The organism is Vibrio sp. Vb0598 (assembly GCF_033338935.1).
Taxonomy (GTDB): Bacteria; Pseudomonadota; Gammaproteobacteria; order Enterobacterales; family Vibrionaceae; genus Vibrio; species Vibrio alginolyticus.
Genome location: NZ_JAWOTP010000003.1, coordinates 287,509 through 312,132, shown reverse-complemented (window position 1 = coordinate 312,132; position 24,624 = coordinate 287,509). Strand labels below are relative to the sequence as shown.

Genomic DNA, 24,624 nt, shown 5'->3' with positions numbered 1-24,624 from the left:
GCTCGACTTGCATGTGTTAGGCCTGCCGCCAGCGTTCAATCTGAGCCATGATCAAACTCTTCAATTTAAGATTTTGTTCGGCTCAATGAATACTGAACATTACATAAAGTAATGTTTGAATTGACTGTGCTGAATCTTTCGATTCAATGGTCACTTCGTTTCATTGAAACCTAATTTGATACCGAAGTATCGAATTGGATTATCATCAACGAGTGCCCACACAGATTGATAGGTCTATATTGTTAAAGAGCTTGCTTCGTAAGCTTTGCTATCGAAGCGGAGGCGTATTCTAAGGAATTAATTTTCAGTGTCAAACACTTTTTTAAATTAATTTTTAGAAGTTTTCTTTCGCCTTCTTGCCAACCGCTTTTGCGTTTCCGCTTTGCCCTGACAACGGAGGCGCATTATAGGGAGATGATTTTTCTTAGCAACCCCTTTTCAGAAAAAAATTCAAAAAAAAGCGTCGAATGATTAAATCTCACTCAAACGCTTATTTTTAGCACTCAGTTGTTAACTTCAAGTAGCAAATAGGCAATCAATATGTGTCTATCCAAGACTCTTCAAAGCCTGTGATATCGAGACTCAGTGATTGCGCCGCTTCGATTTGCTCGATAGCCTCTAGTTCTTTATTTACACTGCTCATCGTTAATGTGTTGTTGTCTAGCTCAAACACTTGGCGTTGCGTGGTGTAATAGAACTTAAGCGTAGTGAGCGCTTTTACATCGTCATTGCTCGCGGCTGCTTTAATGCTTTTTAGTTTACGAAAGATTTTGTTGTGCAGTTGCTTGAGTTTCCAAACGTACAGCACTTCTTCCATGTATGGTCGAGTTTTAATGTGATTCAATAAAGAGAGGGAAGTTGCAACTGCGAGAACGACACCAATCAAATTCCAATGGAAATTGCCCGTTGATTGTTCTGGTACGACTTCAGTGTTGCCAAACAAAACAATCAACAAGGTACTAAAGGCAAGAGAGGAGATGGCGAGCAACGCAACAAAACCGCCAATCACAAGGTTTACTTTCTTTTTATAAATGTCTTTATTTATCTGTTTGATTTCCATATACCGCTCCTAACAGGTTACCTCTATTTTAACCAGCGCACTCCGCACGACAATCGAAGCTTTGTAAGTAAGTTCACATTTGCTATTAAACTCGCATCCCTTCCCTGCTTGGGTATATACTTCCGCGCATTCACTCTTCCTATATAGAGGCTAAATTCATGCGCTCTTTTGTTTTACGAGCTCGCGCGGCGCCAACCACCAGCAAAGCACTGTTAGAAGGTGTTGGTAATGAAGCGCATACAGAGATTCTTGCTCATACCATGATGAACACTATGTTCGTTGCTCAATCACACCGTGAAGATGTGGTTGTTCACTTGGTTTTGGAAAGCACAAAAGACTTCTCACGCACCATTACTATTCGCTCCAACGACATCACCAACATTGGCGGCTTCCATGAGTCAACCTTGATTGCAGCAGTGGCTCGCGCTTTGGATGCTTCGGTTGGTATGGGTAAAGAGCAACTTCGTGAAGTCGAACCTGGTATTACCGTTCGTACAGTGAGCTTTGAACGCCTAGTACAAGAGCTGGCAGAAGATCACCAACTATATATGTTGGATAAGAAAGGCGAATTTGTTCGTGATGCAGAAATTGGTGAAAATCCATGTTTCTTGCTAACTGACCATATACCGATGCCGAAAAAGTCTTTTAACAGCTTAAAGCGCCTTGGCACAGAGAAGATCAGCTTAGGTCCTAAGATGCTTTTCGCTTCTCAGTGTGTGGTATTGATCCACAATGAGTTGGACATACGCGAATTCTAGTTATTCACGCACACGTTGCTAGACAATGAAAGAGGACTCCATTGAGTCCTCTTTTTTGTTTCTATAGGGATGCTAAGTTTACTTACCACCAATGCTCAAACGAGCAAAACGAACGTCTGGCGAGAAGAAAGTTCGGCTATCGTTAATTAACTGAGTATCACCCACTGCCTCAACTTCTTGCAGCATCTTGTAGAAGTTACCCGCTACCGTGATCCCACGAACTGGTTGAACGCGCTCTCCATCACGGCACAAGAAGCCACTCGCACCAAATGAGAAATCACCACTCACTGCATCCGCACCAGAATGGACACCTTGAAGCTCGACTAACTCTAGGTACTCTCCCGCTTTTACTTCTGATGCACTGCTGTTGCCTGTCGCAATCACTTTGTGATTCGCTGATACGTCTAAGCTCGATTTTGCACCGCGAGCGGCACTTGCCGTCGACACTGCACCCAAATAATTCGCTGTTTGGCTATTGTGCAATAGCGTATTCAGTTGGCCATTAGCAATCATCACATTGTCTTGAGTAGCAAAGCCTTCACTATCAAAACTTGCGATTGCCATACCATTTGGCATGTAAGCCGTATCAGTAAAGGTAATTAAATCACTCGCAACACGTTGACCAAGCTTATCACCCAGTGGCGTAATGCCTTTCATCGCGCTTACGCCAGAGAAAGCACTGCCGAAAGCACCGAATAAACTTGCCAGCGCATTGATGTGGAAAATAGCGGGGTAGTTACCCGTCGCAACCGGTACACCTTCAAGAAGATCACGAGCAAGCTTGTAACCGCCTTCTATACAATAAGCTGGAGCCAACTCATCAAAACGGCGACCTAGCGACATTCTTCCCGCCATCGACTGTTTGCCGTCTTTTTCAAACAAGGTATACGCGTAACAAGTGAACGATCGCTCGAAATGTTGACATAACGTACCTTGAGTATTCGCGATGATGAGCTGAGTTTCACCGTCACTGTAACCATTGTATGGTGCGCTAGAAGCGTGAGGCAGAGCCACTACGCCTTGCTCAAGTGCGAGAGACAGTTCAATTTTTTCATCAACCGAAGTTGTGTCTTCTTGAGCAATCTCAGCCACGTCAGTCGTGATTTGGCTGTTCACACAACTAATGGTCTGATGTTCATCTTGCTTGGAAAAACGAGCGCTTTGCAGTGCATTAGTCAGCATCAAATCTAAGCTTGGTTGTTCTAACGACTCAGAATAGCTCGTTGCAACACGCGCATCTTTCACAACACGAACACCCAGCACTTGGCTTGAGCTTAATTTGTACTCATCCAGCTTTCCTTGGTTCGCTTTCAGAGAAAAGCTGCTGTTGCGGTTTACAATGACGTCCGCTTCTGCACCTTGGCGTTTTGCTTCTGATAGGACGTAATCAACCGCATTAAGAAGTTGTTGTTCTTGGCTCATTAGTTACCGCCTCCTACCAGAATGTTATCGACTTTCAGTGTTGGCTGACCGACTGTTGTTGGTACTGAACCACTTACGGAACCACACATGCCCGGCGCAAGTGCCATGTCTTTGCCGACCATGCTGATTTCTTTCAACACTTTTGGACCCGTGCTGATCAGCGTTGCTGTTTTCAGAGGCTTGGTGATTTTGCCATTTTCAATGAGATAAGCTTCACGAACAGCAAAGTTAAACTCACCCGTACCCGGTTGAACCGAGCCACCGCCCATCTTCTTCGCATAGATACCACGCTCGATGCCTGCCAGCATGTCATCAAGTGAATGCTCGCCCTCTTCGATAAAGGTATTACGCATACGCGAGGTTGGTGCGAACTTGTAGTTTTGACGACGACCAGAACCCGTAGGTTCGTAACCTGTCTTCATGCCACCCATTTTATCGACCATAAAGCTGGTTAGCTTACCGTCTTTGATCAATTGGGTACGCTGAGTCTTCATGCCTTCGTCATCAACATGAATCGAGCCCCATTCGTTGGTCATGGTGCCATCATCGACTGCATTCACCGCGGTGTGAGCAACCATTTCGCCCATCTTGTCGTGGAATACTGATGCTTTCTTCGCAACTGAAGTGGTTTCTAGCAAGTGACCACATGCTTCATGGAAGATAACGCCGCCAAAGCCGTTACCAATCACCACCGGCATTTCACCCGATGGACAAGCATCCGCGCCAAGTTTTACTAACGCTTGCTGCGCGATAGTTTGACCTAGCTCTTTGGCATCAAGCTGTTCACTGAATTCCCAACCAGCAAGAGCGCCAGGACCTTCCATACCAGAAGACTGCTCATTACCTTTTTGCGCGACAGTGTTACCAGCAACACGAATGTAGTGGCGAGTATCGTCAACGTGTAGACCTTCTGAGTTGAAGATAGACACTTGTTGCTCGCGCTGAAGAACGCTGCCAATAAACTGGCTGATATGCTCACTCTCAGCACGTGCGGCTTGGTCAACTTTCAATAGAAACGCGATTTTTGAATCTAGGTTAGCATCCTTACTTAGCGGCATGCGGCAACCATGTTGGATTGGGTAGCGGTTCAAATTCAAAGAACCCGCTGACGCGATTTGCTCACGCTTGTCTTTTGCAGCAAGCAGCGAGGTTACGCGCTTTAGTTCGGCTTCATCTGTGCTGTTGGTGTAACCGTAAAGCACCTTATGACCGAAAAAAAGACGAATACCGATACCAAAATCGATACCCGAGTTAACCTTATCCACTTCACCAGATGCGATCTGGACAGTGTTGGTTTGGTGATGTTCAACGAATAGTTCAGCGAAATCAGCCCCCAAAAAGAGAGCATGATCGATCACTGACTTCGCTGTTACAGAATTAAGCATGAAGTCTCCTTGCTCGATGATCGTCTTAGCCTTCCTAATTAACTGTGAAAAAGTTCAACAAAGTTAAATTGGCAACACGTTAAATTTTAACAGTTTTTTAACCTTGTTTTGTGCTAATCCTTGCTTAACGAGACCACGATTATTTATTAAATATTCCAGGTTCTGCTCATTCACCAGAGCGTTGCACTAGTAAATTCCACCCAGCAAACCATTTAGGTGCTTACTTTATCACTCACCTCGCATAATTGAATACTCATTATAATTACGCTCAAAAAACGTATCCCTTCCGCAATGGTCCTGCTATCATCCGAACGAAATAGTCGGGGGGCCACACGACAAGTGTTGGCTGAGATCGAAATTCGAGACCCGTTGAACCTGATTCAGTTAGCACTGACGTAGGGAACTATGCACACTTTGCCTTTCGTCGCCCCTCTTAGGTAAGCGATAGCGATCGAAAAATCGATCTATCTGCAACGGTCAAAGTCAGTTCCTATACGTCTTGTAGTAGGAGCGACCATGACGCAGCAATCACAACCTCATTCACATCACACGCCAGCCTTGCCTACCCCTATCGTATTGACCATCGCGGGCTCAGACAGTGGTGGCGGTGCAGGTATTCAAGCCGACATCAAAGCGATGTCCGCAACCGGCAGTTTTGCTTGCTCGGTAATCACGGCGATTACTTCGCAAAATACCCAAGGCGTTTCTGCGATTTTCCCCATTCCTCTCGACCATGTAGAGAGCCAACTTGATGCAGTATTTACCGACCTCAACATCGTTGCAGTCAAAGTGGGCATGCTGGCAGATTCCAACATCATCAAAGTCGTTGCAGACAAAATTAAACAATACCAGCCAAAACACCTCGTGATTGACCCTGTAATGGTGGCCACCAGCGGCGATCTATTACTGGAACAGTCGGCAATCAGTACTTTAAAAGAAGAATTGATTCCGCTCGCAGACATCATTACCCCTAACCTACCCGAAGGCGCAGCATTGACGGGTAAGCCAATGCCTCAATCAGAATCTGAAATGAACGATATGATTACCGACCTTCGTGCGCTTGGCGCCAAAGCTATTCTGCTCAAAGGCGGTCACCTTGAAGAAAATGAAAACAGCAACGATCTGCTTATCATGCAAGACAGTGCCGAGTTAATTAGCGCCAAGCGATTTCCAACCAAAAACACCCATGGCACAGGCTGTACACTTTCTTCCGCCATTGCGTCTTATCTTGGCCAAGGCAACAACCTACACAAAGCGGTGCACCTGGGTAAGCAGTACATCAGCCAAGCTATCGCACACGCTGATGAATTGGATGTAGGTAAAGGCCATGGCCCTGTGAACCACTTTTTTGCGGGTCATACTTATGTTCGCTAACGCGATTGGCATTCAGCTTTCCGATGCTAGCCTGCGATACAAAGATAGCCAAACACCGACTTTAGCAGGAATGAACATGACCATTCCCGTCGGTAAATGGACGGTATTACTCGGACGAAGTGGCTGCGGGAAAACCACAATATTGCGTTACTTAGCTGGCCTACTGGATGACCAAGTTGACTGGCATGGCGAACTCATCACAACCGATGGCGCTGCACTGCATGACCGTATCGCTTACATGGCTCAACAGGATTTATTGCTACCGTGGCTAAATGTGTTAGACAACGTCTGCCTAAGTTCTCGATTTTCTCAAGACCAAGCACCAGAGCAAAACAAACAACGTGCACTGATTTTACTCAAACAAGTAGGACTCGCAGATTACGCGGATGCTAAACCAGCTCAGCTCTCTGGCGGTATGAGGCAGCGTGTTGCCCTTGCTCGCACTCTGATGCAAGACAAACCTCTAGTTCTGATGGATGAGCCTTTCTCTGCACTGGACGCGGTTACTCGCCATAAGTTGCAAACCTTGTCTGCCGAATTACTGAAAGATAAGACGGTTGTTCTGATTACCCACGACCCACAAGAAGCGGTGCGATTAGCTCACCAACTCTATGTACTGCAAGGTACGCCTGCGCAAGCTCAGCACTTGGTTGTTCCGGGTTCTACGCCTCCACGAGTTCTCGATGGAGAATGCGCGGCGCTACAACAAGCGATTTTGGATCAACTGGAGAAAGACTATGAGTGATATGACTCAGTACAACTCCGTTTCGGCACGTATTAGTAAAAAAGAACGCGTGACACATCCGGCTCTGCGCTTGGTCATCAGCACTGCGGTGATCTTGGGATTGTGGCAGTTGGTCGTGGTGATATTCGATATGCCAAGCTTCATCTTACCTTCACCAATTGAAGTGCTGGATAGATTGGTCACTCGCTACGATGTCCTGCTCAAACATACTTGGGTTACCGCGCAAGAGATTTTACTTGGCTTGGTGCTTGGATTATCGATGGGTTTGCTGTTCGCATTGCAAATGCTGATGTTCGAGCCGCTGAAACGTTGGTTACTGCCCATTCTGATTGCTAGCCAAGCGATCCCTGTGTTCGCTATCGCGCCAGTACTGATGCTTTGGCTGGGTTACGGCATTGCTTCAAAAGTTGTTATGGCGGCGATCATCATCTTTTTCCCCGTCACGACATGTTGCTACGACGGCTTACGCAATACACCAACAGGTTACCTCGATCTTGCCAAGACCATGGGCGCGTCTAAATGGCAGCTACTTCGTCATATTCAATTGCCTGCCGCCCTACCAACTTTAGCCTCAGGTATTCGTGTTGCCGTCGTTATTGCGCCAATTGGAGCAGTGGTCGGTGAGTGGGTAGGTTCAAGTGAAGGCTTGGGTTACCTGATGCTCCAAGCCAACGCTCGCATGATCATTGATGAGATGTTTGCGGCGCTGTTTATCCTCGCCGTGCTGTCTATCTCACTCTACTTCATCACCGATAAATTATTGAAAAAAGCCATCCCTTGGGAAAGTAAGTAATTGCAGAAAATAACCAAAGGAAATTGGGAAATAAAGGAAAAGCCCCGTGAATAAAAACAAACTTATGAGCGCTGCTGCTCTACTCGCTTCAGTGTTATCAACCAACGTGCTTGCTGCTGAAAAAGAGATGACACTTATGCTGGATTGGTTCGTCAATCCAAACCATGGTCCTATCATGATTGCTAAAGAGCGCGGTTACTTCAAAGAACAAGGTTTGAAGGTCAACATTCAAGAGCCTGCAGATCCAAGTACACCACCTAAGTTGGTCGCTGCTGGCAAGGTCGACATGGCGATTTCATACCAACCAAGCCTAACTATCGATGTCGCGGCTGGCTTGCCACTAATCCGCTCTGCAACTTTGATTGCTACACCACTCAACACGTTGATGGTGCTGGACAACGGTAAGAATGAAAACCTTGGCGACTTGAAAGGCAAGAAAATCGGTATTGCGATCGCCGGCAACGAAGAAGCAACAATCGGCACCATGCTAGCTCAAGAGAACGTGAAGTTTTCTGACGTACAAATCATCAACGTAGGTTGGGCGCTGTCTTCATCTCTTGCGTCTGGCAAGGTGGATGCGATTTGGGGTGGTCTACGTAACTTCGAAACCAACCAACTTGCACTAGAAGGTTATAAAGCTAAGGCCTTTTTCCCTGAAGAACACGGCGTGCCAGCGTATGACGAGTTAGTCTTCGTAGCCAATGCGAAAACCTACGACAAAGAAGCCATCAAGGCATTCAACAAAGCACTAGAACAAGCAACCACTTACATCGTTAACCATCCAAAAGAGTCGTGGAAAGAGTTCGTGGCTTATTCACCAGACACGCTCAACAACGAGCTTAACCAACGCGCTTGGAACGACACGCTAACTCGTTTCGCTCTTCGTCCATCCGCAGTAGATCTGAAACGCTACGATGATTATGCGCAGTTCATGTATTCACAAAACATCATCGAAACACTGCCAAAAGCGAAAGATTACGTACCGAGCTTTGACTAATTCTACTGACCTTAGGATCTAAGCCTAGGGTCTTTTGATAACGAGATACTCATAATGAAATACCAAGATTTGATCGACGCTTGCCACCAAGATTGGCAAGAATACACTGAGCATGCTTTCGTGCAGCAATTGGCGCAAGGCACTCTGGCTCAGCCTTGTTTTCTGCATTACCTAAAGCAGGATTTTCTTTTCCTAAAGCAGTACGCACGAGCTTACGCATTAGCGATCTACAAAGCACGTACTTTGGATGACATGCGCCGTGCCCTACCAAGCGTACACGCATTGCTCGATTCTGAAATCGCCCACCACGTGACTTACTGTGAGCAATGGGGACTGACAGAATCCGACTTAGAAAACGAGCCAGAAGATTTCGGCACTGTGGCTTACACCCGTTACGTATTAGATGCTGGCATGACGGGCGATCTTGTTGATCTATACGCGGCACTAGCACCATGCTCTATCGGTTATGCCGTAATCGGTAAGATGCTGATTGAAGACGAAAGCACTGTGCTCGAAGGTAACCCATACGCAAGTTGGATCAACCTCTACGGTGGTGAGGAATTCCAATCTGGTGTCGCAAAAGGTGCAGAACACTTTAATCAGTTATTGGCGGAAATCGATATCAATAGTCAGCGTGGTCAAAACCTGATTCAGGTATTCAAAACTGCAACGCGTATGGAAGTGGCATTCTGGCAACAAGGTCTAAACGCTCAGCAAGATTAATCGGAGAGTCTCATGTTAATTGAACAAATCACCCAAGCATTAACCGCAGTACGCCAGCAAAAGCCATTAGTCGTCAACATCACTAACTACGTGGTGATGAACAACACGGCAAACGCGCTATTGGCTATCGGTGCTTCTCCAATCATGGCGCACTCCAAACAAGAGATGACAGAGATAATGTCGTTCGCTGGCGCATTGGTTATCAACATCGGTACCCTAGACAGCGTTTGGACACCACGTATGAGCTATGCCGTAGAGCAAGCCAATGCCAACGGTAAAATCGTTGTACTCGACCCCGTCGGTTGTGGAGCAAGTTCACTGCGTACCGAGACATCACGTGAAATCGCACGCCTTGCAAATAAACTCATCATCCGAGGTAACGCTTCAGAAATCATTGCTCTCGCTGGCGAGCAAGCACAAAGTAAAGGCGTCGATGCACTAGACAGCAGCGACGCAGCACTTGGCGCAGCGAACTTCTTAGTCTCAGAGTATGGCGCGAGTGTAGTGATTTCTGGCGAGACTGATTACATCGTCACGAAAGAGCAAACTGTGCAGCTAAACAATGGTCACGAGATGATGCCATACGTAACCGGAATGGGCTGTACACTAACGGCACTGACGGGTGCTTTTGCTGCAGTTGGTGATAACACCGGGCTTGCTGCTGCGGCGGTACTAGGCGTTGTTGGCGAGATTGCAGCGGAACAAGCTCGCGGCCCAGGTAGCCTGCAAATGAACCTGTTGGATGAGCTTTACCAGTTGGACGAAGAAACGCTGGCAAAACGCCTAAAACTCCAAGTGAGCTAAGCTTTTCTCTAACAAATACCGGCCTCTCATCTAGATGAGAGGCCCAAAGGAAACAAAATGAACGCCTATCGTTTATATTTGGTCACCGATGACCAACAAGATTTAGCCACACTAAAGCGTGTTGTGAGAAAAGCCGTGGAAGGTGGCGTGACCATGGTACAAGTCCGCGAAAAACACGGCGATGTGCGTGCGTTTATCGAACGTGCTCAAGCCGTGAAAGACATCCTTAAAGATACCGATGTGCCTTTAATCATCAATGACCGTGTTGATGTCGCACTGGCAGTTGATGCAGATGGGGTTCACCTCGGGCAATCAGACATGCCAGCAAATATCGCTCGTGAGTTGATTGGACCAAACAAAATCCTCGGCTTATCCATCGAAAATGAAGAGCAGCTTGCAGAGGCGGGTTATCTGCCCATTGATTACATCGGTTTGAGTGCGATATTCGCTACACCTACCAAAACCAACACCAAAAAACACTGGGGTATTGAAGGTTTGAAGATGGCGCTGAACACCACGCCCTTACCAATCGTCGCGATTGGTGGCATCAACGAAACCAACATTCCTGCCCTGAGTGCGACAGGTGTGCATGGTTTGGCTTTGGTTTCTGCCATTTGTCATGCAGAAAACCCAACCAAAGCAGCAGAGTACTTACTTTCTCTGATGGATTAAGACCCCAACGCTTAAGGATGAGCGCCTTTACCCTCCGGATAAATGTCATCAATTCATCACTCAACCTTCATTCTCTCGTCAAATTGACAGAGCGTTGATAAGTTTTTCACGCCAGATAACGTAAGATAAGCCCCTTATTTTCACGTGGTTGAATAACCCTCAATAAAAACAAAACGCTCTCAATGAAAACCAAAAAATATGGATTGATGATGCTCGCCTTGTTTGTTCTTGGCATCATCCCAATGTCGCTGTTTGGCTCTTATCACAATCTCACTTCACAGGTGCCTGAAAGTCTGGGTATTACTTTTACTTTGCTCACAGATTCTGCTGGTAGCAAAGGCTTTTTAATTACGTTAACACTGCTACTGCTTTCTTTATTTCGCTTTAAACCAAGTCGCATTGAGTGGATACAAAGACTCTCAATGTTAGGGTTGTTACTTGTGATTGGTTTTGCCAGCAAAACGGGGCTAAAACTGATGACAGAAAGCCCGCGTCCCTACGCCGAACTGCTTGCTGCAGAGCAATTGATTGAGCACCCAGAAGCGTTTTATCAGTTGGATACAAAGCAGCAAGCCAACGTAATTAACCAGATTTCTGAACACGTCAGTGATTGGCGAACGCGCCATTGGCAAGGCGAGAAAGACTATTCTTTCCCATCCGGCCATACGATTTTCGTTTCGATTTGTTTGGCTTTCTTTGGCGGGTTGTTCTTACAGAACAAGTGCTATATCTCTGCACTGTCATTATGGATGTGGGGAATGAGCGTCGCATATAGCCGCTTATGGCTGGGGATGCATCGCCCTGAAGATTTAATAGGCTCAGTCTTGTTTGTCGCGATTGTATTTACTTTACTCCCGACATTTCAGATTAAGAAACAGATGCCATTTGTTTCTCTCGCTTCGCGCTAATGTGAACGATTACTAGATAAAAAAGAAGCCAGCGATTCGCTGGCTTCTTGCTTTAAAACGCTACTTTTTTCTAACCATTTCTTGGTGGTTCAAACGCTGTTAGTTCTAATTCTGGGCCAGTGTATTTTTCAATACGAACCAGTGCCGAGTTCGCCGCACAGCCGTTTGCAAGTCGAGAGGTCGGAATATCCAACGTTAACACGTTACAACCGCCGTTCTTACAAATGCCGGTTTTCGGATCCAGATCCGGCCAGCCGCCTTCATGAATACACACTGAACCTTGCTTGATTCGGTCAGTCACTTCTGCACCAACCAATACTTGGCCACGGTTGTTAAACGCACGAACTAAATCGCCCGTTTTAATACCACGCGCTTTCGCATCTTCAGGGTGAATCCAAATAGGTTCACGGTTTGCAATTGCGTACTCTTCGCGAATCTTCGCGTAGTTAAACTGGCTGTGTAGACGATGCGCTGCGTGCGCGGTCATTAGCTGCAACTCGCCGTCTTTTGCATTGCCAGTGTACTCGGTTGGTGCCATCCACGTTGGGTGTGGAGGACAGTCTTCCAACTGATAACCTTCAATGGTTTTCGAGAAGATTTCGATCTTACCACTTGGTGTACCGAGTGGATTCATGATCGGGTCTTCACGGAAATCTGCGTAACGAACAAACTGTGCGTTCTTCTCGTTCCACTTCATCTCGATCAGTTGGTTATCTTCCCAGAACTTGCTGAAGTTCGGCATTGCTACGCGAGAGCCACGGCCACCTTGTTGCGCCGCCTTGTAGAAGCCGTACAGCCATTCCATTTCGGTTTTACCTTCAGTGTATACGTCACGGCCACCCGGAGCTAGCATCTCTGCCATGTCCGCGAATACATCGAAGTCATTACGCGCTTCACCTTGCGGCTCAACCACTTGCTTCATTGGCACCAAGTGTTGGTTACTGTAGTCACCCGTCATCGTTAAGTCGTTACGCTCGAACGATGTGGTGATTGGCAGAACAATGTCCGCGTGCTTCGCAGCCGCCGTCCAGTAAGGCTCTGAAATCACGATCAGTTCAGGCTTTTGCCATGCTTTAATCAAGCGGTTGGTATCTTGGTGGTGAGTAAAGTTCGCACCACCGGCCCACCAAATCATCTTGATGTCCGGGAACGTCAGTTCATGACCGTTATGATGGTAGGATTGACCTGGGTTTTCCAACGCCTCGACAATACGCGCTACAGGGAAGCTTTGCACCGCGCCAGACACCGCCCAGTCGTTCCCCGCAGAAGAGCCGCCACCCAGCGATGCCGAAATCGCAGGAAGTACGCCAGCATCACGAGCAGGGTTACCACCGTTTGAGTAGTGGTAAGAGAAACCAAAACCACCGCCCGGTAAACCGATCTGGCCCAACATCGTTGCCAGTGTAACCAGCATCCAGTGACGCTGCTCACCGTATTGTTGGCGCTGCATGCCCCAACCCGCCATCAGCATGGTGCGGTTTTTACTGAAGATGTCAGCCAGTAGCTCAAGTTGCTTCGCAGGTACGCCACAGATTTGTGATGCCCATTCTGCTGATTTTTCTACGCCGTCTTCTTCGCCCATCAGGTACGCTTCAAACTTGTCGTAACCTGCGGTGTATTTATCGAGGAAGGCTTTATCGTGCTTACCTTGTTTCACTAAGGTGTGTGCGATACCCATCATCATTGCCACGTCGGTCATTGGGTGAGGAGCAATCCACTCCGCATTCTCACCAAAGAACTCGATGGTTTCAGAACGAATAGGGTCAATAGCGATAACCGTCTTGCCTGACTTTTTCAACTGATGGAAGAACTCAAGACCAGCACAGTCTGTTGAGCTCCACGCGATTTTTAGAGTGTTGATCGGGTTTAAGCCCCAAAGCACAACCACATCGCTGTGCTCTAGTACCACTGGGTACGTAGTTTGTTGCTCGTACACTTCGATAGAGCCCACAACGTGCGGCATGATGACCTGCGCAGCACCCGTTGAGTAGTCACCCAAGTGGCCTGAATAGCCGCCCGCCATGCTCATGTAACGTTGCAGCAAGGTTTGTGCTTTGTGCAGCACGCCACTTGAACGCCAGCCGTAAGAGCCTGCAAACACAGAAGCCGGGCCATATTCTTTGCGAATTCGCATGTGCTGTTCGTGGATCAGCTTGTAAGCCTCATCCCAAGACACACGCACAAACTCATCACTACCGCGCACACCTTCTGGCGACGATGGGTTTGCCAAGTAGCCTTTACGTACCATTGGGTACTTCACACGCGCCTTGGTATGCACTTGGTCAGGCCCAGTAGTTTGTAGGCTATTTGGTACAGTTTGTGGAAGAGCATTAGTAGTCGAAACCAACTTACCATCTTTCACTTCACATAACATTGGGCCCATGCGGCCCGCTGTCAAAATGCCCTTGCCACGCTGGTTTGAAGACGCAACAGACATAGGTGCAAATGAAGTGAATGCCATTGCACCAGCCGCCATACCAGTACCTTTTAGAAATCCGCGACGGGTCATATTAGTCATAATCTTATCCTTCTATTTATCGTTAGTGACCAACCACATCTTTCGCGTGGTGCTGGAAGAACTTGGTTAGAATTTCTAGGTTCTCGGCTGAAATATCAGTTCGATCACCCATACTTTTCGCTACCGGTCCCCATGCATTCACTGTGAAGTGATTTGAAGGAATTTTCGCGTGACAAGTTGCACAGTAAACGTTGTCCAACTCTTCTGCGTATGACCATACGGGTTCAAGCGTGTCAACAACTGGAGAATCAATAGCGCCAGTTAGAGAAACCGCGCGCCATTCGTTGCCGTAAACATCTGCCTCAAATTCACCAGTTTCAAGCGCTTGTTGGCCTTGCTCTGTTAGCGTTGCAACGATGGCACGTTGACCTTCTCCCATGTAAAGCACTTGCTCTGCGCCTTTCATTTGGAATGCGTTCAACTTAACAGTGCGGTTGTCGCCTTCAGAGCTGATTACTTCCAACTTCGTCGTTGGGTTAATTTTACCCATCTCACCCATTGCGATTTCAGTCACAGGGTAAACGACTTTGGCACCAGGTGATGTTTTTGTGGTGAAGCTCATCAACGTTTCAAATGCCTTGCTGTCTAGCTCTGCTTCTGGTGCAAAGTGCGCCACACCTTTATGACAATCGATACACGTTTGATCGTTTGCTTTCGCGTAAGCGTGCATCTTCGCCGCATCACGTGATTGCTCAAACTCTTCCATTGCATCGAAATCATGACACGAACGACACGTCGCTGAATCATTTTCACGGAACTGAGCCCATACCGTTTCAGCCATATCTTTACGATGTGCTTCATATTTCTCTGGCGTGTCGATCTTACCTGTCACAAATTCATGGTAGATGTCTTTCGACGCGCGAATTTTGGTGATCAGGTAATCCATTGGTTCTTGAGGAATATGGCAGTCAGAACATTCCGCGCGAATGCCTTTCGCATTACTGAAGTGCACTGAGCCTTGGTACTCTTTGTAAGGGGTTTCCATAGAGTGGCACGAGAGACAAAATTCAGTATCTGAGGTGTAATGCATTACTGCCGCACTCCCCCCCAAAGTTAACCAGCCCACACCAATGCCGGCAGCAACCAGCAGTGCAACATATCGTTTTTTTATTGACATAATTAGCAACACTTCCAAATAAAATGTAATTATAGGTCGCAAATTACTACTTTATGGGTAGTTCTCTCTTGATCCACATCATTTCCGTGTTGCTCTGTATGCCTCAAGTATTAAATTTTGTTATTTGCATCTCAAAGATGAATATATAGCAATAATCCATTACCCAGCCAACTATTCACCACATAAATCACTTTTATGAATGCAACTATTTGATTAAACAGATAAGAGGATGAGAGACTGAATCTCCACATTGATGCAGTAAGGACACGCATGTCAGTTTACATCGAGACGCACAGAAGCCAATTAAGACCCATCAAAGCCAGTGACTGGGAACTCTTTCAACGATTACTCTCCGAACAAGAGGTTATTGCGCTCTGTTTCGATCGTCCCAGCGAAACAGAAATAAGAGAAAAATTTGCTTCGCGATTATTACCATGGACCCCAAATTGCCAGCATTGGCTTTGCCTTGTAATACTCGATAAGCAATCTGAACAACCCATCGGCATCACTGGCTTTGCTATTGAAAACGGTAAGGCAGAGGTAGGTTACTTACTTTTGCCGGAATTTCATGGCCAACAGTTTGGAACAGAAACTCTTCAAGCGCTTCTATATTGGGCAACCTCGACACATAACATCAACCACTTTTCCGCGACGGTCACTGAAGGCAATATTGCGTCAGAGCGTGTCCTGATAAAATGTGGTTTCGAACTCATTGAGGTCATTCCAGACGCATACCAAATTGGTGGCAAACCCTACGCCGATAAAATCTACTCACTACATAAATAAGGACGTATTTTGAATAAAGTAGTCATCATTACCGGCGCAAGCCGAGGTATTGGAGCCGCAGCGGCGAAAAAGCTGGCCGAGCAAGGCTATCGCGTTTGCGTTAATTACCGCACTCAGCAAGAGGCCGCCGACCAAGTTGTGGCAGAAATACAAGCAAACGGTGGCAAAGCGATTGCCATAGCCGCAAACGTAGCCGATGAGAAGCAAGTGCTCTCCTTGTTTGATGAAACAGAACGTGAATTTGGTGCAGTGACGCACTTGGTCAACAACGTTGGCATCCTATTTACTCAATCGCCTTTGTCAGAAATTAGCTTGGAACGCTTTCAGAAAGTAATGAACACCAATGTGAATAGCTGTTTTCTCTGCTGTCGAGAAGCGGCGAGGCGATTCAGTGCAGGCGGTGCAATTGTGAATGTCTCCTCTGGAGCGTCGCGCTCAGGAGCGCCATTTGAGTATGTCGATTACGCCACATCAAAAGGCGCGATGGATACCTTAACTAAAGGACTCTCGCTAGAGTTGGCAGAGCGCAATATTCGCGTCAATGGCGTTCGACCTGGTTTCATTTACACTGATATGCATGCCGACGGCGGAGAACCAAACCGAGTAGATAGACTCAGCCCTCAAATTCCTCTTAAACGCGGTGGCACGGTAGAAGAAGTAGCAAATGCGATCGCTTGGCTATTAAGTGACGAAGCCTCTTATGTCACAGGATCATTTATCGATATTGCAGGGGGTAGATAGAATGCAAGTCCATATCCGACAAGCGATTCCCGATGATTTAGACGAAATTTTTCAGCTTAATTTTCAAATTAACTCACTGCATTTTGCGAATGCGCCAGAAGCCTTTGTTGCGCCTTCAGAAGCTGACCGCGAATTTCTTGCACAAGCACTAGAGAACAAAGAGCGACTCTTTTTGATTGCCGAACGCGAACAGCAAATTCTCGGCTTCTTAACCGCGATGATCACCCAAAACGACACCGTCAGTTTTCTGATCAAAGACCCAATTTGTCGCGTGGGAACAATTGTTGTCGATGAAGCGCAAAAGCAGCAAGGAATCGGCCGCCAACTGCTCCTAGCCTGTGAGCAATGGGCGCGCGACGCCAATGCCACACAAATTCGATTGGAAGTGATGGAATTCAATCAGCCAGCACAGCGCTTTTACGATAATCAAGGTTTTAAAACTAACTCACGCATTATGCTGAAACATTTGTAACGATAACGACAATTAAGCGCTTTTCACGACTAAACCCACCTAAATCGTATTTATCGATGCAATTTACCCCCTAATTTTAGAAAAAGACGATATGATGTGCGGATAAGGAGATTCGAACATGATTTATCTTTTCGATTGGGGGAACACCTTGATGGTAGATTTCCCTGAGGCACAAGGAAAAATGTGCGATTGGGAACACGTAGAAGCAGTTCCTCAAGCCAGAGAAACACTGGCAATACTTTCCCAAAATCATCCCATCTACATTGCGACCAGTGCATCTGATTCCAACATGGAAGAGGTTCAGCGTGCATTTGTTCGCGTCGACTTAGACCAATACTTAAATGGCTATTTTTGTTTTGCCAACCTCGGCATCGCTAAAAACCAACCTGAGTTTTATCTCGCCACCGCAAAACAGTTAGGGGTTAACGTGAGTGGAATAACCATGGTTGGCGATTTACCTCACAAAGATATTTACCCTGCGATGAAAGCGGGCGTAAACACAATTTGGTTTAACCCAACGGGCGCTGATGCACCAGCCGAAGCCATTCCTAACCAAATTCGTTGTTTATCTGAGCTTATCCCCTAACCGTTATTAACCTGCACTAATCAAGGAAGATGAATGCAAATCAGATCCATCAAGGTGAGCGATATCGCGCGCTTCACCGCGCTGTGGAATCGAGTGTACTCCGAAGGGGAATTTTTGATTTCTCCTGCACCCGATAACGCAACGCTTCGCAGAATCCTGCAACGTGTGGAAAACGAGTCCATCCCTCAGTTTGTCGCGTTTGACCGCCAAAAACTTATCGGTAGTGTTGAAATCTACCCAGCTGAGATGTGCGGTTACGAAAGAGAGCAACGCCTTCGCGTCGGTATTCTTGGTATTCACATCGACAAAAACTACCGAGGCAAAGGATTGGGGCGAAAACTGTTGGCTGTCGCGATCGCACGTGGTTGGGAATTTGGTTACGACCAAATCGCACTCTACGTATACAAAACCAACACACCAGCGATTGCTTTGTATGAACGGTTTGGATTTGAACATCAGGGGGAACTTGGGGAAGTGACCTTGCCAAATGGTAAAGTCTTGATGAGTCAAAAAATGATATTGTATAAAGCGCAAAGCCGTTCGAAAAACCCCGATTTGTAGAGTCACGATAACCGTTGTTCGCAACACTTATTCGGGGTTAACACCCTTGCGTCACATGCCCTCGAACAATTGAATCGTTAGAGGCTTGATTCACGTAGTAGAAATAGCATGCTTCTTCTGCCAGTGTGTAACCTTGCGGCCAAATGTACACCACGCGATCAACACCCGATTTATCTAAGAACTGATAATCAGGAATAGCGACAAAATGAGCACTGTTTGGGTGCTGCTGACCGATGATGCAAAAATCACTGCCTTTGCACGGCACGTCAATTTTCGAATAACCTCTGGCTGGTAGATCGATTTCTAACAAAGCTCGAATACTATCGGCACTCGCTTCTGGCATGCCTTTGCGTGTTTTGACATGTCGGTCAATGTAGTGAACGTGCTCTTGGCCGTAAGCGTTATCAATCACTGATTGAGCATGAAAGAATTTGAGAGCCGTACCCAAAGAAGACTGAGAACTGTGCAGCATCGCAGCGTATGCTTGGCGATGAATATCGAGTAATACTGGTAAAGCAGCTAATGCGATGAAAGCCAAAGTGGTAAGCACTATGGTGATTTCCATCAGCGTAAATCCCTTTGATTTCACGTTTCTTATCTCAACTAGCCCAAGACAATAGCCCCACATCCATGTGAGACCGAGCCAATATATCGCCAATTTTTTACGATTAAAGGCCCAAAGGGTAAGAAGAGACAAACACCACGTAAACTTGAGAACAGCACCCAAAGAGCAGTGTAACAAAACGACGCTATGTGTCAGATATTAGACGATTTTTACTCTCTAGTTACTGAGTAAAGGCACATTATTTCGCACCAGACCACGACGAACATTCGTGCACATTTTGCCAAAACGACGAATCTCATCGAACTGCGGAACAATGCCGCGCTCCATGGCTGACTCCCAATAAGTGACTTCTGAATCGACCATTTCCAACAATTTCTTCGGACAGCCAATGCACTGCCCTTCTGGTCCACATACAAACGTTTCTGGTTCATAAATTGGTAGTTCCGCTTTTACTTGCTCGATGATGCTACGCATGGCGGTCATTCGATCTGGCTTTACCTTCATCATTCTGCTCCACGGATTAAGATGAAGCAGATTGTACCCACTGGTACGCAAATGTCCCTACCCAATTTAGGTATATTCTGTTTGAATCGATTTCTTTATCGTCAGATCCGGCTTTTTAACCACCAAATACACCGCCGTAGCTGCCAGTACGAAACCAGAAATCCCCATCCAATCAAATGACTCTCCAAACGCGAGCCAAGCCTGAATCGCCGTCGTTGGCGGCACCAGGTAGAATACAGAAGCTACGCTCGATGCAGCACCGTTCTTAACCATATACAACAGTAGTAGAATAGCTACACAAGAGAGCACGACGACCAACCACAACACAGTCAAAATAAACTCCAGTTCCCACTGCACTTGCATGGTTTCAAACTGCATCGCAACGGGCAGAAACATGACGAGAGCGGCCAAATATTGCACCGTCGCACCACTCACCATATCCACTTGTTGGCAATGTTTTTTCTGATAAAGCGTCCCTAGCGTGATACCAACCAAAGCCAACAAACACAAACCAATGGCCAACACTTTATGCTGCTCGGATTGCCACTCCATTTTGCCCATCAACACCATAGCGATACCGACAAAACCAAGAGCCAAACCCAACCATTGCGAGGGTTTAAATTCCTCACGAACAAACGCCACCAGCAAAGCCGCGGTTAAAATCGGTTGAATACCCACCAGCAACGAACTCAACCCAGCAGGCATACCCAAGGCGATAGCGAAATAAGTACCGCCCAGATAGAAACCGTGGATCAACGCACCAACTACACAGCTGTGCCAAAAATCTTTTCCTGTCGGCAACCTTCTACGCAATACCGCCACAAGAACCAAAAACAATAAGACATTGAATGCCATACGGATAGAAAGTAGTGTCGCTGGCTCGGCATATTGCAAACCAAAACGCGCACCAACGAATCCAGAAGCCCAAAGGATGACAAATACAAAAGGGATGGCTCGGATTAACATGATCGCCTCACTCACGCTTGTTTTATGTTTTGAGATACTGCTAATATAATTAGGTACAGTGTTTTCAAAAAGTGACAGATGGAAGTGTTTTTATGGGTACAGATTTATTGGGAAGCGGTGAAGGGAATAAGTACCTCGTGGTGGAAAAACACCTCAAACAAGCCATCAATGGTGGCGTTTATCAGGCGGATGATCGACTGCCCTCCATTCGCTCGTTGAGCCAAGAATTAAACGTCAGTAAAAATACCGTGATTCGTGCGTATCAAGAGCTGGAAGCACAAAACTTGGTTTACTCGGTTCCCAAATCGGGTTATCGAGTTAAAGTCGCCTTGCCGACCTCTCGCTCAATTCCGGATCCGACTCGCGTGGATTTGCTCTCGATCTGCAAAGAAATCCTTACTTATCCTGAATACCAAGAGCGTTTGCCTACCGGTTCTGCCCACCCAAACATTGACTCCCCCGCGATCAAAAGCTTGTACGCCGAGATCGGCCGCCACAGCCGCCAGCAAACGCATGTACCGAGCCATTACCAATTACCACCCGGTGATCACCTCTTAATCAAACAACTAGCGAAAATCACACAAGATTTGGGCACGCCAGCCAAGTTGGATGAGATCATGGTGACGCACGGCGCGCAACAAGCCATTAGCCTAGCGCTGCGCGCAACGACACAAAAAGGCGATATCGTCGCGGTGGAGTCCCCTTGCTATTTTGGCAACTTATTGATGCTAGAATCACTCGGCCTCAAAGCGGTGGAAATTCCGAGTTGCCCACGCGACGGTATGTGCCCCGAAGCCTTAGCAAAAGCAATGGCGACATGGGACATAAAAGCGATCATCGTAACGCCAAACTTCACCAATCCAACTGGTGCCATGATGCCGCTAGAAAAGCGTCAACAATTACTATTGGCGTCCGGCAATATTCCTATTATCGAAGACGATGTGTTTGGCGGGTTAAGTTATGATAAGCCGTTGCCAAGCTTGAGATTGCTCGATGACAAGCAACGCGTAATTTACGTGAATTCGTTATCCAAAACGCTCGATTCGCGTTTGAGAATTGGTTGGATGTTGGCGGGGCGATATCGAGACCAAATTGAACAATATCTACTGTGTGAGAACATGGGCAGTTTGAACCTAATGCAATCTGCCGTGGCAACGTTTCTAACGTCAGGCAAGTATCGAACGCATACTGCGCGAATGGGTCGGGTTTATCAAAACAACATGCGCCGATTTATCCAGATGCTTCATCAATACTTGGATGAATACGAACCTCTAAAAAATCGATACCAGATCAACGCCGTACAAGGCTCGTTCTTACTTTGGTTGCGACTGCCCGAAGACACGGACAGCTATGCGTTGTATCAAGCATGCAATAAGCACAGAATCAGCCTACTTCCCGGCACCGTATTTGGCACTCAAGGGCAATATCGGCATTGCGTACGCCTCAGCGTGGCAAACTTTGGTCATGAAACCGATTGGAGTCAAGCGATGCAAACACTGGCAAAATTGATAGCAAAGCATGCCTGTTAACTCGCTCTTGCTAAATGAACTTATGCCTACACACGCAAACACGTAACAACAAAAAACTTCACGCAAAGGTGGAGTTTTTCATATCGTCATCGCCTTCAGTGCGACTTAATTTGCCACATTCTCGCGACGTTTTCGGCTAAGTTAGCAACGTTGACGTCGGCCTCTTTCATGGCCTCAGGTAAGCTCATCGCCCTTGGTACACAAGCAAACACCGCATCAATGCCGCACTCATAAACCGCCTGATAGTTGTCGCCCACACAGCCTGCTAATGCAATGACTGGTAAATTACACTGCTTGGCGACCTGAGCAACGCCCATCGGCGTTTTGCCATGTGCGGTTTGATGATCGATTCGACCCTCGCCTGTAAATACGATATCCGCATCCGCAACATGCTGAGCAAGTTTGACCGTTTCAAGCACAATCTCAATTCCCGGTTGCAAACGTGCTGGCGTGTACCCGAGCAAGGCCGCGCCCATACCACCAGCAGCACCCGCCCCTTCACGAGTCAGTACATGCTTACCCGTCGCTTGTTCCGTCAACTCGCCAAACTTGCGCAATGCGTTATCGAGCAGAGTAACGTCTGATACGGTCGCTCCCTTTTGCGGGCCAAAGATAGCCGACGCGCCTTTGTCACCACAGAGTGGGTTATCAACATCGCACGCTACCAACACTTCGCAAGTTGCTAAACGAGGGTCAAGACCAGAAATATCGATGGACGCAAGCGCCGCTAACCCGCCTCCATTTGGGGTAATTGCATGACCAGATTCATCAAGAAACGCCACCCCCAACGCGGTCAACATGCCCACGCCACCATCATTGGTAGCGCTGCCGCCCAAACCAATGATTAAGCGTTGAATACCTCTATCTAGCGCGTGTTTGATCAGCTGTCCAGTACCAATGCTACTGGTCAGTTTTGGGTCGCGAGCATCACTCGGCACAAGGTGCAGACCACTGGCCTCCGCCATTTCAATAACCGCGGTTTCGCCGTCGCCGAGAATGCCATAAAACGCTTCAACATCATTCCCTAATGGCGCGGTCACTGTTGTGAAGACTTGTTCGCCTTGAGTTGCATCTATCAAAGATTGAACCGTGCCTTCGCCACCGTCTGCGACCGGAACCGTAACAAACTCAGCATCATGCCATACGCGAGCAAGACCTGTTTTGATCGCCTCGCTCACTTGTTTGGCGGTTAAGCTTTCTTTAAATGAATCAGGTGCAATTACCACTTTCATACGTATTTCCAGAGACTTATAAGAGAACGAGGCTCAAAATGTACACCAATGCCATTGCCGTGACACCTTGAACGAGCGTAGCCATGGTTTGCGCGCGGTACGCTAAGCCCACCGACATGCGGCTAAACTGCGAAACTACCCAGAAGAAACTGTCGTTTGCATGAGAAACCGTCATCGCACCAGCACCGATCGCCATCACCGTTAATACGCGGCCCATTTCTGAATCGAGCCCCAATTGCGTAAGCATAGGCGCAACCAAAGCCGATGTGGTCACCAATGCAACCGTTGATGAACCTTGCGCCGACTTTAGCGCAGCCGCAACGATAAATGGCATGAAAATACCCACGCCCAGCGCCGATAGCGTCGTACCTAAGTATTCACCTAGCGGCGTTGCTTTTAATACCGCGCCAAAAGCACCACCCGCACCGGTAATCAAAAGAATAGGCGCAGCAGCCGTAATACCTTGGCTGATTCGCTCGCCAAATTCTTCAATCTTGTTGTCTGACTTGAGTAGACGAACAGAAAGGAACAGGCCAATCACCAATGCCGTTAGTGGCTGTCCTAAGAAAGTCAGAACATCAAACACAAAACCTTCTCCCAGCGGTAGGCTTGGGAATTTAGCGATAGAGCCAAAACAGATCAATAAGATAGGAACAAAAATAGGAGCGAATGCTTGGCTCGCCGTTGGCAATTTGCCGTAAGACGCTTTGAGTGCTTGCCAGTCTTGCTGAATTTCTTCTACGGCTTCAATGCCATCTGGTTCAACATGTTGGAATCGGTTCGCCCACAACATACCCGCTAACGCCGCAACCGCTGCAACAAACACACCCACACCAATCACTAAACCAAGGTTAGATTCCAGGCCTAAGTTACCCGCAGCGGCAATCGGGCCAGGAGTTGGCGGCACAAACGTGTGCGTTGCATATAAGCCAGTTGCCAACGCCACACTCATCGCAACGCTTGATGTTTTTAAACGCTTCGCGAGTGATTCTTTGAGCGAGTTCAGAATGACAAAGCCTGAATCACAAAATACTGGAACAGAAACGATGTAACCGATGATGCTCATGGTCAATGTTGGGAAACGCTCACCCAACACTTTGATGACCGTATCGGCCATGGTGATCGCCGCACCACTTTTTTCCAAAATAACACCAATGATGGTACCTAAAACGATAACCAAACCAATGTAACCAAGGATGCCGCCAAAGCCAGAAGCAATGGTTTTGGCAATGCTATCTGCCGGTAAGCCGTAAGCAAATGCCGCAAGAAACGCTGCGATGATCAGCGCTAAAAAGGGATGTAATTTGAATTTGGTGGTCGTGAGCACAATAAATGCGATCACCCCAAGCAGGATTAATATAAGGTTCATGATAACTCCATTTATTCTTATTTTGCTGAGCGAGTCC

The 24,624-nt window shown here is 47.1% G+C and carries 25 protein-coding genes, 1 rRNA gene and 1 riboswitch; of the genes, 15 read left to right on the top strand and 11 right to left on the bottom strand.

Annotation, left to right across the window (positions count from 1 at the left end; translation table 11 throughout):
* Positions 1-67 (bottom strand): 16S ribosomal RNA (locus R7Q38_RS05595); the annotation flags it as partial.
* Positions 68-535: 468 nt separating this feature from the next.
* Positions 536-1,060: a DUF3087 domain-containing protein gene (locus tag R7Q38_RS05590; RefSeq protein WP_170893875.1), complete on the bottom strand. Its 525-nt coding sequence runs from the start codon at positions 1,058-1,060 to the stop codon at positions 536-538.
* A gap of 158 nt (positions 1,061-1,218) precedes the next feature.
* On the opposite strand from R7Q38_RS05590, the gene trmY reads away from it, so the two are divergent.
* Positions 1,219-1,818 carry a tRNA (pseudouridine(54)-N(1))-methyltransferase TrmY gene (gene trmY, locus R7Q38_RS05585; RefSeq protein WP_017634347.1) on the top strand — a complete coding sequence of 200 codons (600 nt, stop codon included), beginning with the start codon at positions 1,219-1,221 and terminating at the stop codon, positions 1,816-1,818.
* A 78-nt stretch (positions 1,819-1,896) separates the two neighbouring features.
* Here trmY and R7Q38_RS05580 read toward each other — a convergent pair whose 3' ends face one another.
* Both R7Q38_RS05580 and R7Q38_RS05575 read right to left on the bottom strand, forming a co-directional pair.
* The gene (locus R7Q38_RS05580) at positions 1,897-3,240 is read right to left on the bottom strand and encodes a TldD/PmbA family protein (RefSeq protein ID WP_239939068.1); all 1,344 of its coding nucleotides are present in this window, start codon (positions 3,238-3,240) and stop codon (positions 1,897-1,899) included.
* Complete coding sequence (locus tag R7Q38_RS05575; protein WP_031780818.1) at positions 3,240-4,625, bottom strand: TldD/PmbA family protein; 1,386 nt, start codon at positions 4,623-4,625, stop codon at positions 3,240-3,242. The genes R7Q38_RS05580 and R7Q38_RS05575 overlap by 1 nt, the downstream gene beginning before the upstream one ends.
* Positions 4,626-4,936: 311 nt before the next feature.
* Positions 4,937-5,044, top strand: a riboswitch (TPP riboswitch).
* Between the two features lie 97 nt (positions 5,045-5,141).
* Between R7Q38_RS05575 and thiD the strand changes: the two genes are divergently transcribed.
* The 8 genes from thiD to R7Q38_RS05535 all read left to right on the top strand — a co-directional run bounded on the left by thiD (position 5,142) and on the right by R7Q38_RS05535 (position 11,641).
* Complete coding sequence (gene thiD, locus R7Q38_RS05570; protein ID WP_005383329.1) at positions 5,142-5,999, top strand: bifunctional hydroxymethylpyrimidine kinase/phosphomethylpyrimidine kinase; 858 nt, start codon at positions 5,142-5,144, stop codon at positions 5,997-5,999.
* Positions 5,989-6,744 (top strand): ABC transporter ATP-binding protein, encoded by a 756-nt coding sequence (locus tag R7Q38_RS05565; protein ID WP_238855433.1) that lies wholly within the window; start codon positions 5,989-5,991, stop codon positions 6,742-6,744. Before thiD ends, R7Q38_RS05565 begins: the two co-directional genes overlap by 11 nt.
* On the top strand, positions 6,737-7,537 hold the full coding sequence (locus R7Q38_RS05560; RefSeq protein ID WP_238855432.1) for an ABC transporter permease: 801 nt from the start codon (positions 6,737-6,739) through the stop codon (positions 7,535-7,537). Before R7Q38_RS05565 ends, R7Q38_RS05560 begins: the two co-directional genes overlap by 8 nt.
* A gap of 46 nt (positions 7,538-7,583) precedes the next feature.
* Positions 7,584-8,534, top strand: a complete 951-nt coding sequence (locus R7Q38_RS05555; protein ID WP_239939069.1) for an ABC transporter substrate-binding protein — start codon at positions 7,584-7,586, stop codon at positions 8,532-8,534.
* Positions 8,535-8,588: 54 nt separating this feature from the next.
* Entirely contained in the window at positions 8,589-9,257 is a 669-nt protein-coding gene (gene tenA / locus R7Q38_RS05550; RefSeq protein WP_054576481.1) for a thiaminase II, read from the top strand.
* 12 nt (positions 9,258-9,269) lie between these two features.
* Complete coding sequence (gene thiM, locus R7Q38_RS05545; RefSeq protein ID WP_137282889.1) at positions 9,270-10,061, top strand: hydroxyethylthiazole kinase; 792 nt, start codon at positions 9,270-9,272, stop codon at positions 10,059-10,061.
* A gap of 57 nt (positions 10,062-10,118) precedes the next feature.
* Positions 10,119-10,733 carry a thiamine phosphate synthase gene (thiE, locus tag R7Q38_RS05540; RefSeq protein ID WP_137282890.1) on the top strand — a complete coding sequence of 205 codons (615 nt, stop codon included), beginning with the start codon at positions 10,119-10,121 and terminating at the stop codon, positions 10,731-10,733.
* Positions 10,734-10,915: 182 nt separating this feature from the next.
* Positions 10,916-11,641 (top strand): phosphatase PAP2 family protein, encoded by a 726-nt coding sequence (locus tag R7Q38_RS05535; RefSeq protein ID WP_206949219.1) that lies wholly within the window; start codon positions 10,916-10,918, stop codon positions 11,639-11,641.
* A gap of 70 nt (positions 11,642-11,711) precedes the next feature.
* Here R7Q38_RS05535 and R7Q38_RS05530 read toward each other — a convergent pair whose 3' ends face one another.
* Positions 11,712-14,159, bottom strand: a complete 2,448-nt coding sequence (locus R7Q38_RS05530; RefSeq protein ID WP_017821005.1) for a trimethylamine-N-oxide reductase 2 — start codon at positions 14,157-14,159, stop codon at positions 11,712-11,714.
* A gap of 22 nt (positions 14,160-14,181) precedes the next feature.
* Positions 14,182-15,276 (bottom strand): NapC/NirT family cytochrome c, encoded by a 1,095-nt coding sequence (locus R7Q38_RS05525; RefSeq protein ID WP_017634357.1) that lies wholly within the window; start codon positions 15,274-15,276, stop codon positions 14,182-14,184.
* A gap of 270 nt (positions 15,277-15,546) precedes the next feature.
* Between R7Q38_RS05525 and R7Q38_RS05520 the strand changes: the two genes are divergently transcribed.
* The 5 genes from R7Q38_RS05520 (at position 15,547) to R7Q38_RS05500 (ending at position 18,422) form a co-directional block, all read left to right on the top strand.
* Positions 15,547-16,062 (top strand): GNAT family N-acetyltransferase, encoded by a 516-nt coding sequence (locus tag R7Q38_RS05520; RefSeq protein ID WP_005374306.1) that lies wholly within the window; start codon positions 15,547-15,549, stop codon positions 16,060-16,062.
* A gap of 9 nt (positions 16,063-16,071) precedes the next feature.
* Positions 16,072-16,803: a glucose 1-dehydrogenase gene (locus R7Q38_RS05515; protein WP_104976337.1), complete on the top strand. Its 732-nt coding sequence runs from the start codon at positions 16,072-16,074 to the stop codon at positions 16,801-16,803.
* A gap of 1 nt (position 16,804) precedes the next feature.
* Positions 16,805-17,275, top strand: coding sequence for a GNAT family N-acetyltransferase (locus R7Q38_RS05510; protein ID WP_025768770.1), 471 nt, complete (start codon positions 16,805-16,807; stop codon positions 17,273-17,275).
* Between the two features lie 118 nt (positions 17,276-17,393).
* Positions 17,394-17,861 (top strand): HAD family hydrolase, encoded by a 468-nt coding sequence (locus tag R7Q38_RS05505; protein WP_213893166.1) that lies wholly within the window; start codon positions 17,394-17,396, stop codon positions 17,859-17,861.
* Positions 17,862-17,894: 33 nt separating this feature from the next.
* Positions 17,895-18,422: a GNAT family N-acetyltransferase gene (locus R7Q38_RS05500; protein WP_213968169.1), complete on the top strand. Its 528-nt coding sequence runs from the start codon at positions 17,895-17,897 to the stop codon at positions 18,420-18,422.
* Positions 18,423-18,459: 37 nt separating this feature from the next.
* Here the strand turns inward: R7Q38_RS05500 and R7Q38_RS05495 are convergent, their stop codons facing one another.
* From R7Q38_RS05495 to R7Q38_RS05485, 3 genes are all read right to left on the bottom strand, one after another.
* Complete coding sequence (locus R7Q38_RS05495) at positions 18,460-19,050, bottom strand: type II secretion system protein (protein ID WP_225455765.1); 591 nt, start codon at positions 19,048-19,050, stop codon at positions 18,460-18,462.
* 153 nt (positions 19,051-19,203) lie between these two features.
* On the bottom strand, positions 19,204-19,491 hold the full coding sequence (locus tag R7Q38_RS05490; RefSeq protein WP_005374318.1) for a hypothetical protein: 288 nt from the start codon (positions 19,489-19,491) through the stop codon (positions 19,204-19,206).
* A 66-nt stretch (positions 19,492-19,557) separates the two neighbouring features.
* Positions 19,558-20,457, bottom strand: a complete 900-nt coding sequence (locus tag R7Q38_RS05485; protein WP_318114148.1) for a DMT family transporter — start codon at positions 20,455-20,457, stop codon at positions 19,558-19,560.
* 92 nt (positions 20,458-20,549) lie between these two features.
* Between R7Q38_RS05485 and R7Q38_RS05480 the strand changes: the two genes are divergently transcribed.
* Positions 20,550-21,986: a PLP-dependent aminotransferase family protein gene (locus tag R7Q38_RS05480; protein ID WP_213966457.1), complete on the top strand. Its 1,437-nt coding sequence runs from the start codon at positions 20,550-20,552 to the stop codon at positions 21,984-21,986.
* Between the two features lie 95 nt (positions 21,987-22,081).
* Here R7Q38_RS05480 and R7Q38_RS05475 read toward each other — a convergent pair whose 3' ends face one another.
* The gene (locus R7Q38_RS05475; RefSeq protein ID WP_042522351.1) at positions 22,082-23,218 is read right to left on the bottom strand and encodes a glycerate kinase; all 1,137 of its coding nucleotides are present in this window, start codon (positions 23,216-23,218) and stop codon (positions 22,082-22,084) included.
* Positions 23,219-23,234: 16 nt separating this feature from the next.
* Entirely contained in the window at positions 23,235-24,587 is a 1,353-nt protein-coding gene (locus R7Q38_RS05470; protein ID WP_005391886.1) for a GntP family permease, read from the bottom strand.
* Positions 24,588-24,624: the final 37 nt, after the last annotated feature.

Excerpts from the sequence above, each read along its gene's own strand:
- R7Q38_RS05590 (WP_170893875.1), bottom strand. The coding sequence starts at position 1,060 with ATGGAAATCAAACAGATAAATAAAGACATTTATAAAAAGAAAGTAAAC.
- trmY (WP_017634347.1), top strand. The coding sequence starts at position 1,219 with ATGCGCTCTTTTGTTTTACGAGCTCGCGCGGCGCCAACCACCAGCAAA.
- R7Q38_RS05580 (WP_239939068.1), bottom strand. The coding sequence starts at position 3,240 with ATGAGCCAAGAACAACAACTTCTTAATGCGGTTGATTACGTCCTATCA.
- R7Q38_RS05575 (WP_031780818.1), bottom strand. The coding sequence starts at position 4,625 with ATGCTTAATTCTGTAACAGCGAAGTCAGTGATCGATCATGCTCTCTTT.
- thiD (WP_005383329.1), top strand. The coding sequence starts at position 5,142 with ATGACGCAGCAATCACAACCTCATTCACATCACACGCCAGCCTTGCCT.
- R7Q38_RS05565 (WP_238855433.1), top strand. The coding sequence starts at position 5,989 with ATGTTCGCTAACGCGATTGGCATTCAGCTTTCCGATGCTAGCCTGCGA.
- R7Q38_RS05560 (WP_238855432.1), top strand. The coding sequence starts at position 6,737 with ATGAGTGATATGACTCAGTACAACTCCGTTTCGGCACGTATTAGTAAA.
- tenA (WP_054576481.1), top strand. The coding sequence starts at position 8,589 with ATGAAATACCAAGATTTGATCGACGCTTGCCACCAAGATTGGCAAGAA.
- thiM (WP_137282889.1), top strand. The coding sequence starts at position 9,270 with ATGTTAATTGAACAAATCACCCAAGCATTAACCGCAGTACGCCAGCAA.
- thiE (WP_137282890.1), top strand. The coding sequence starts at position 10,119 with ATGAACGCCTATCGTTTATATTTGGTCACCGATGACCAACAAGATTTA.
- R7Q38_RS05535 (WP_206949219.1), top strand. The coding sequence starts at position 10,916 with ATGAAAACCAAAAAATATGGATTGATGATGCTCGCCTTGTTTGTTCTT.
- R7Q38_RS05530 (WP_017821005.1), bottom strand. The coding sequence starts at position 14,159 with ATGACTAATATGACCCGTCGCGGATTTCTAAAAGGTACTGGTATGGCG.
- R7Q38_RS05525 (WP_017634357.1), bottom strand. The coding sequence starts at position 15,276 with ATGTCAATAAAAAAACGATATGTTGCACTGCTGGTTGCTGCCGGCATT.
- R7Q38_RS05520 (WP_005374306.1), top strand. The coding sequence starts at position 15,547 with ATGTCAGTTTACATCGAGACGCACAGAAGCCAATTAAGACCCATCAAA.
- R7Q38_RS05510 (WP_025768770.1), top strand. The coding sequence starts at position 16,805 with ATGCAAGTCCATATCCGACAAGCGATTCCCGATGATTTAGACGAAATT.
- R7Q38_RS05505 (WP_213893166.1), top strand. The coding sequence starts at position 17,394 with ATGATTTATCTTTTCGATTGGGGGAACACCTTGATGGTAGATTTCCCT.
- R7Q38_RS05500 (WP_213968169.1), top strand. The coding sequence starts at position 17,895 with ATGCAAATCAGATCCATCAAGGTGAGCGATATCGCGCGCTTCACCGCG.
- R7Q38_RS05495 (WP_225455765.1), bottom strand. The coding sequence starts at position 19,050 with ATGTGGGGCTATTGTCTTGGGCTAGTTGAGATAAGAAACGTGAAATCA.
- R7Q38_RS05490 (WP_005374318.1), bottom strand. The coding sequence starts at position 19,491 with ATGAAGGTAAAGCCAGATCGAATGACCGCCATGCGTAGCATCATCGAG.
- R7Q38_RS05485 (WP_318114148.1), bottom strand. The coding sequence starts at position 20,457 with ATGTTAATCCGAGCCATCCCTTTTGTATTTGTCATCCTTTGGGCTTCT.
- R7Q38_RS05480 (WP_213966457.1), top strand. The coding sequence starts at position 20,550 with ATGGGTACAGATTTATTGGGAAGCGGTGAAGGGAATAAGTACCTCGTG.
- R7Q38_RS05475 (WP_042522351.1), bottom strand. The coding sequence starts at position 23,218 with ATGAAAGTGGTAATTGCACCTGATTCATTTAAAGAAAGCTTAACCGCC.
- R7Q38_RS05470 (WP_005391886.1), bottom strand. The coding sequence starts at position 24,587 with ATGAACCTTATATTAATCCTGCTTGGGGTGATCGCATTTATTGTGCTC.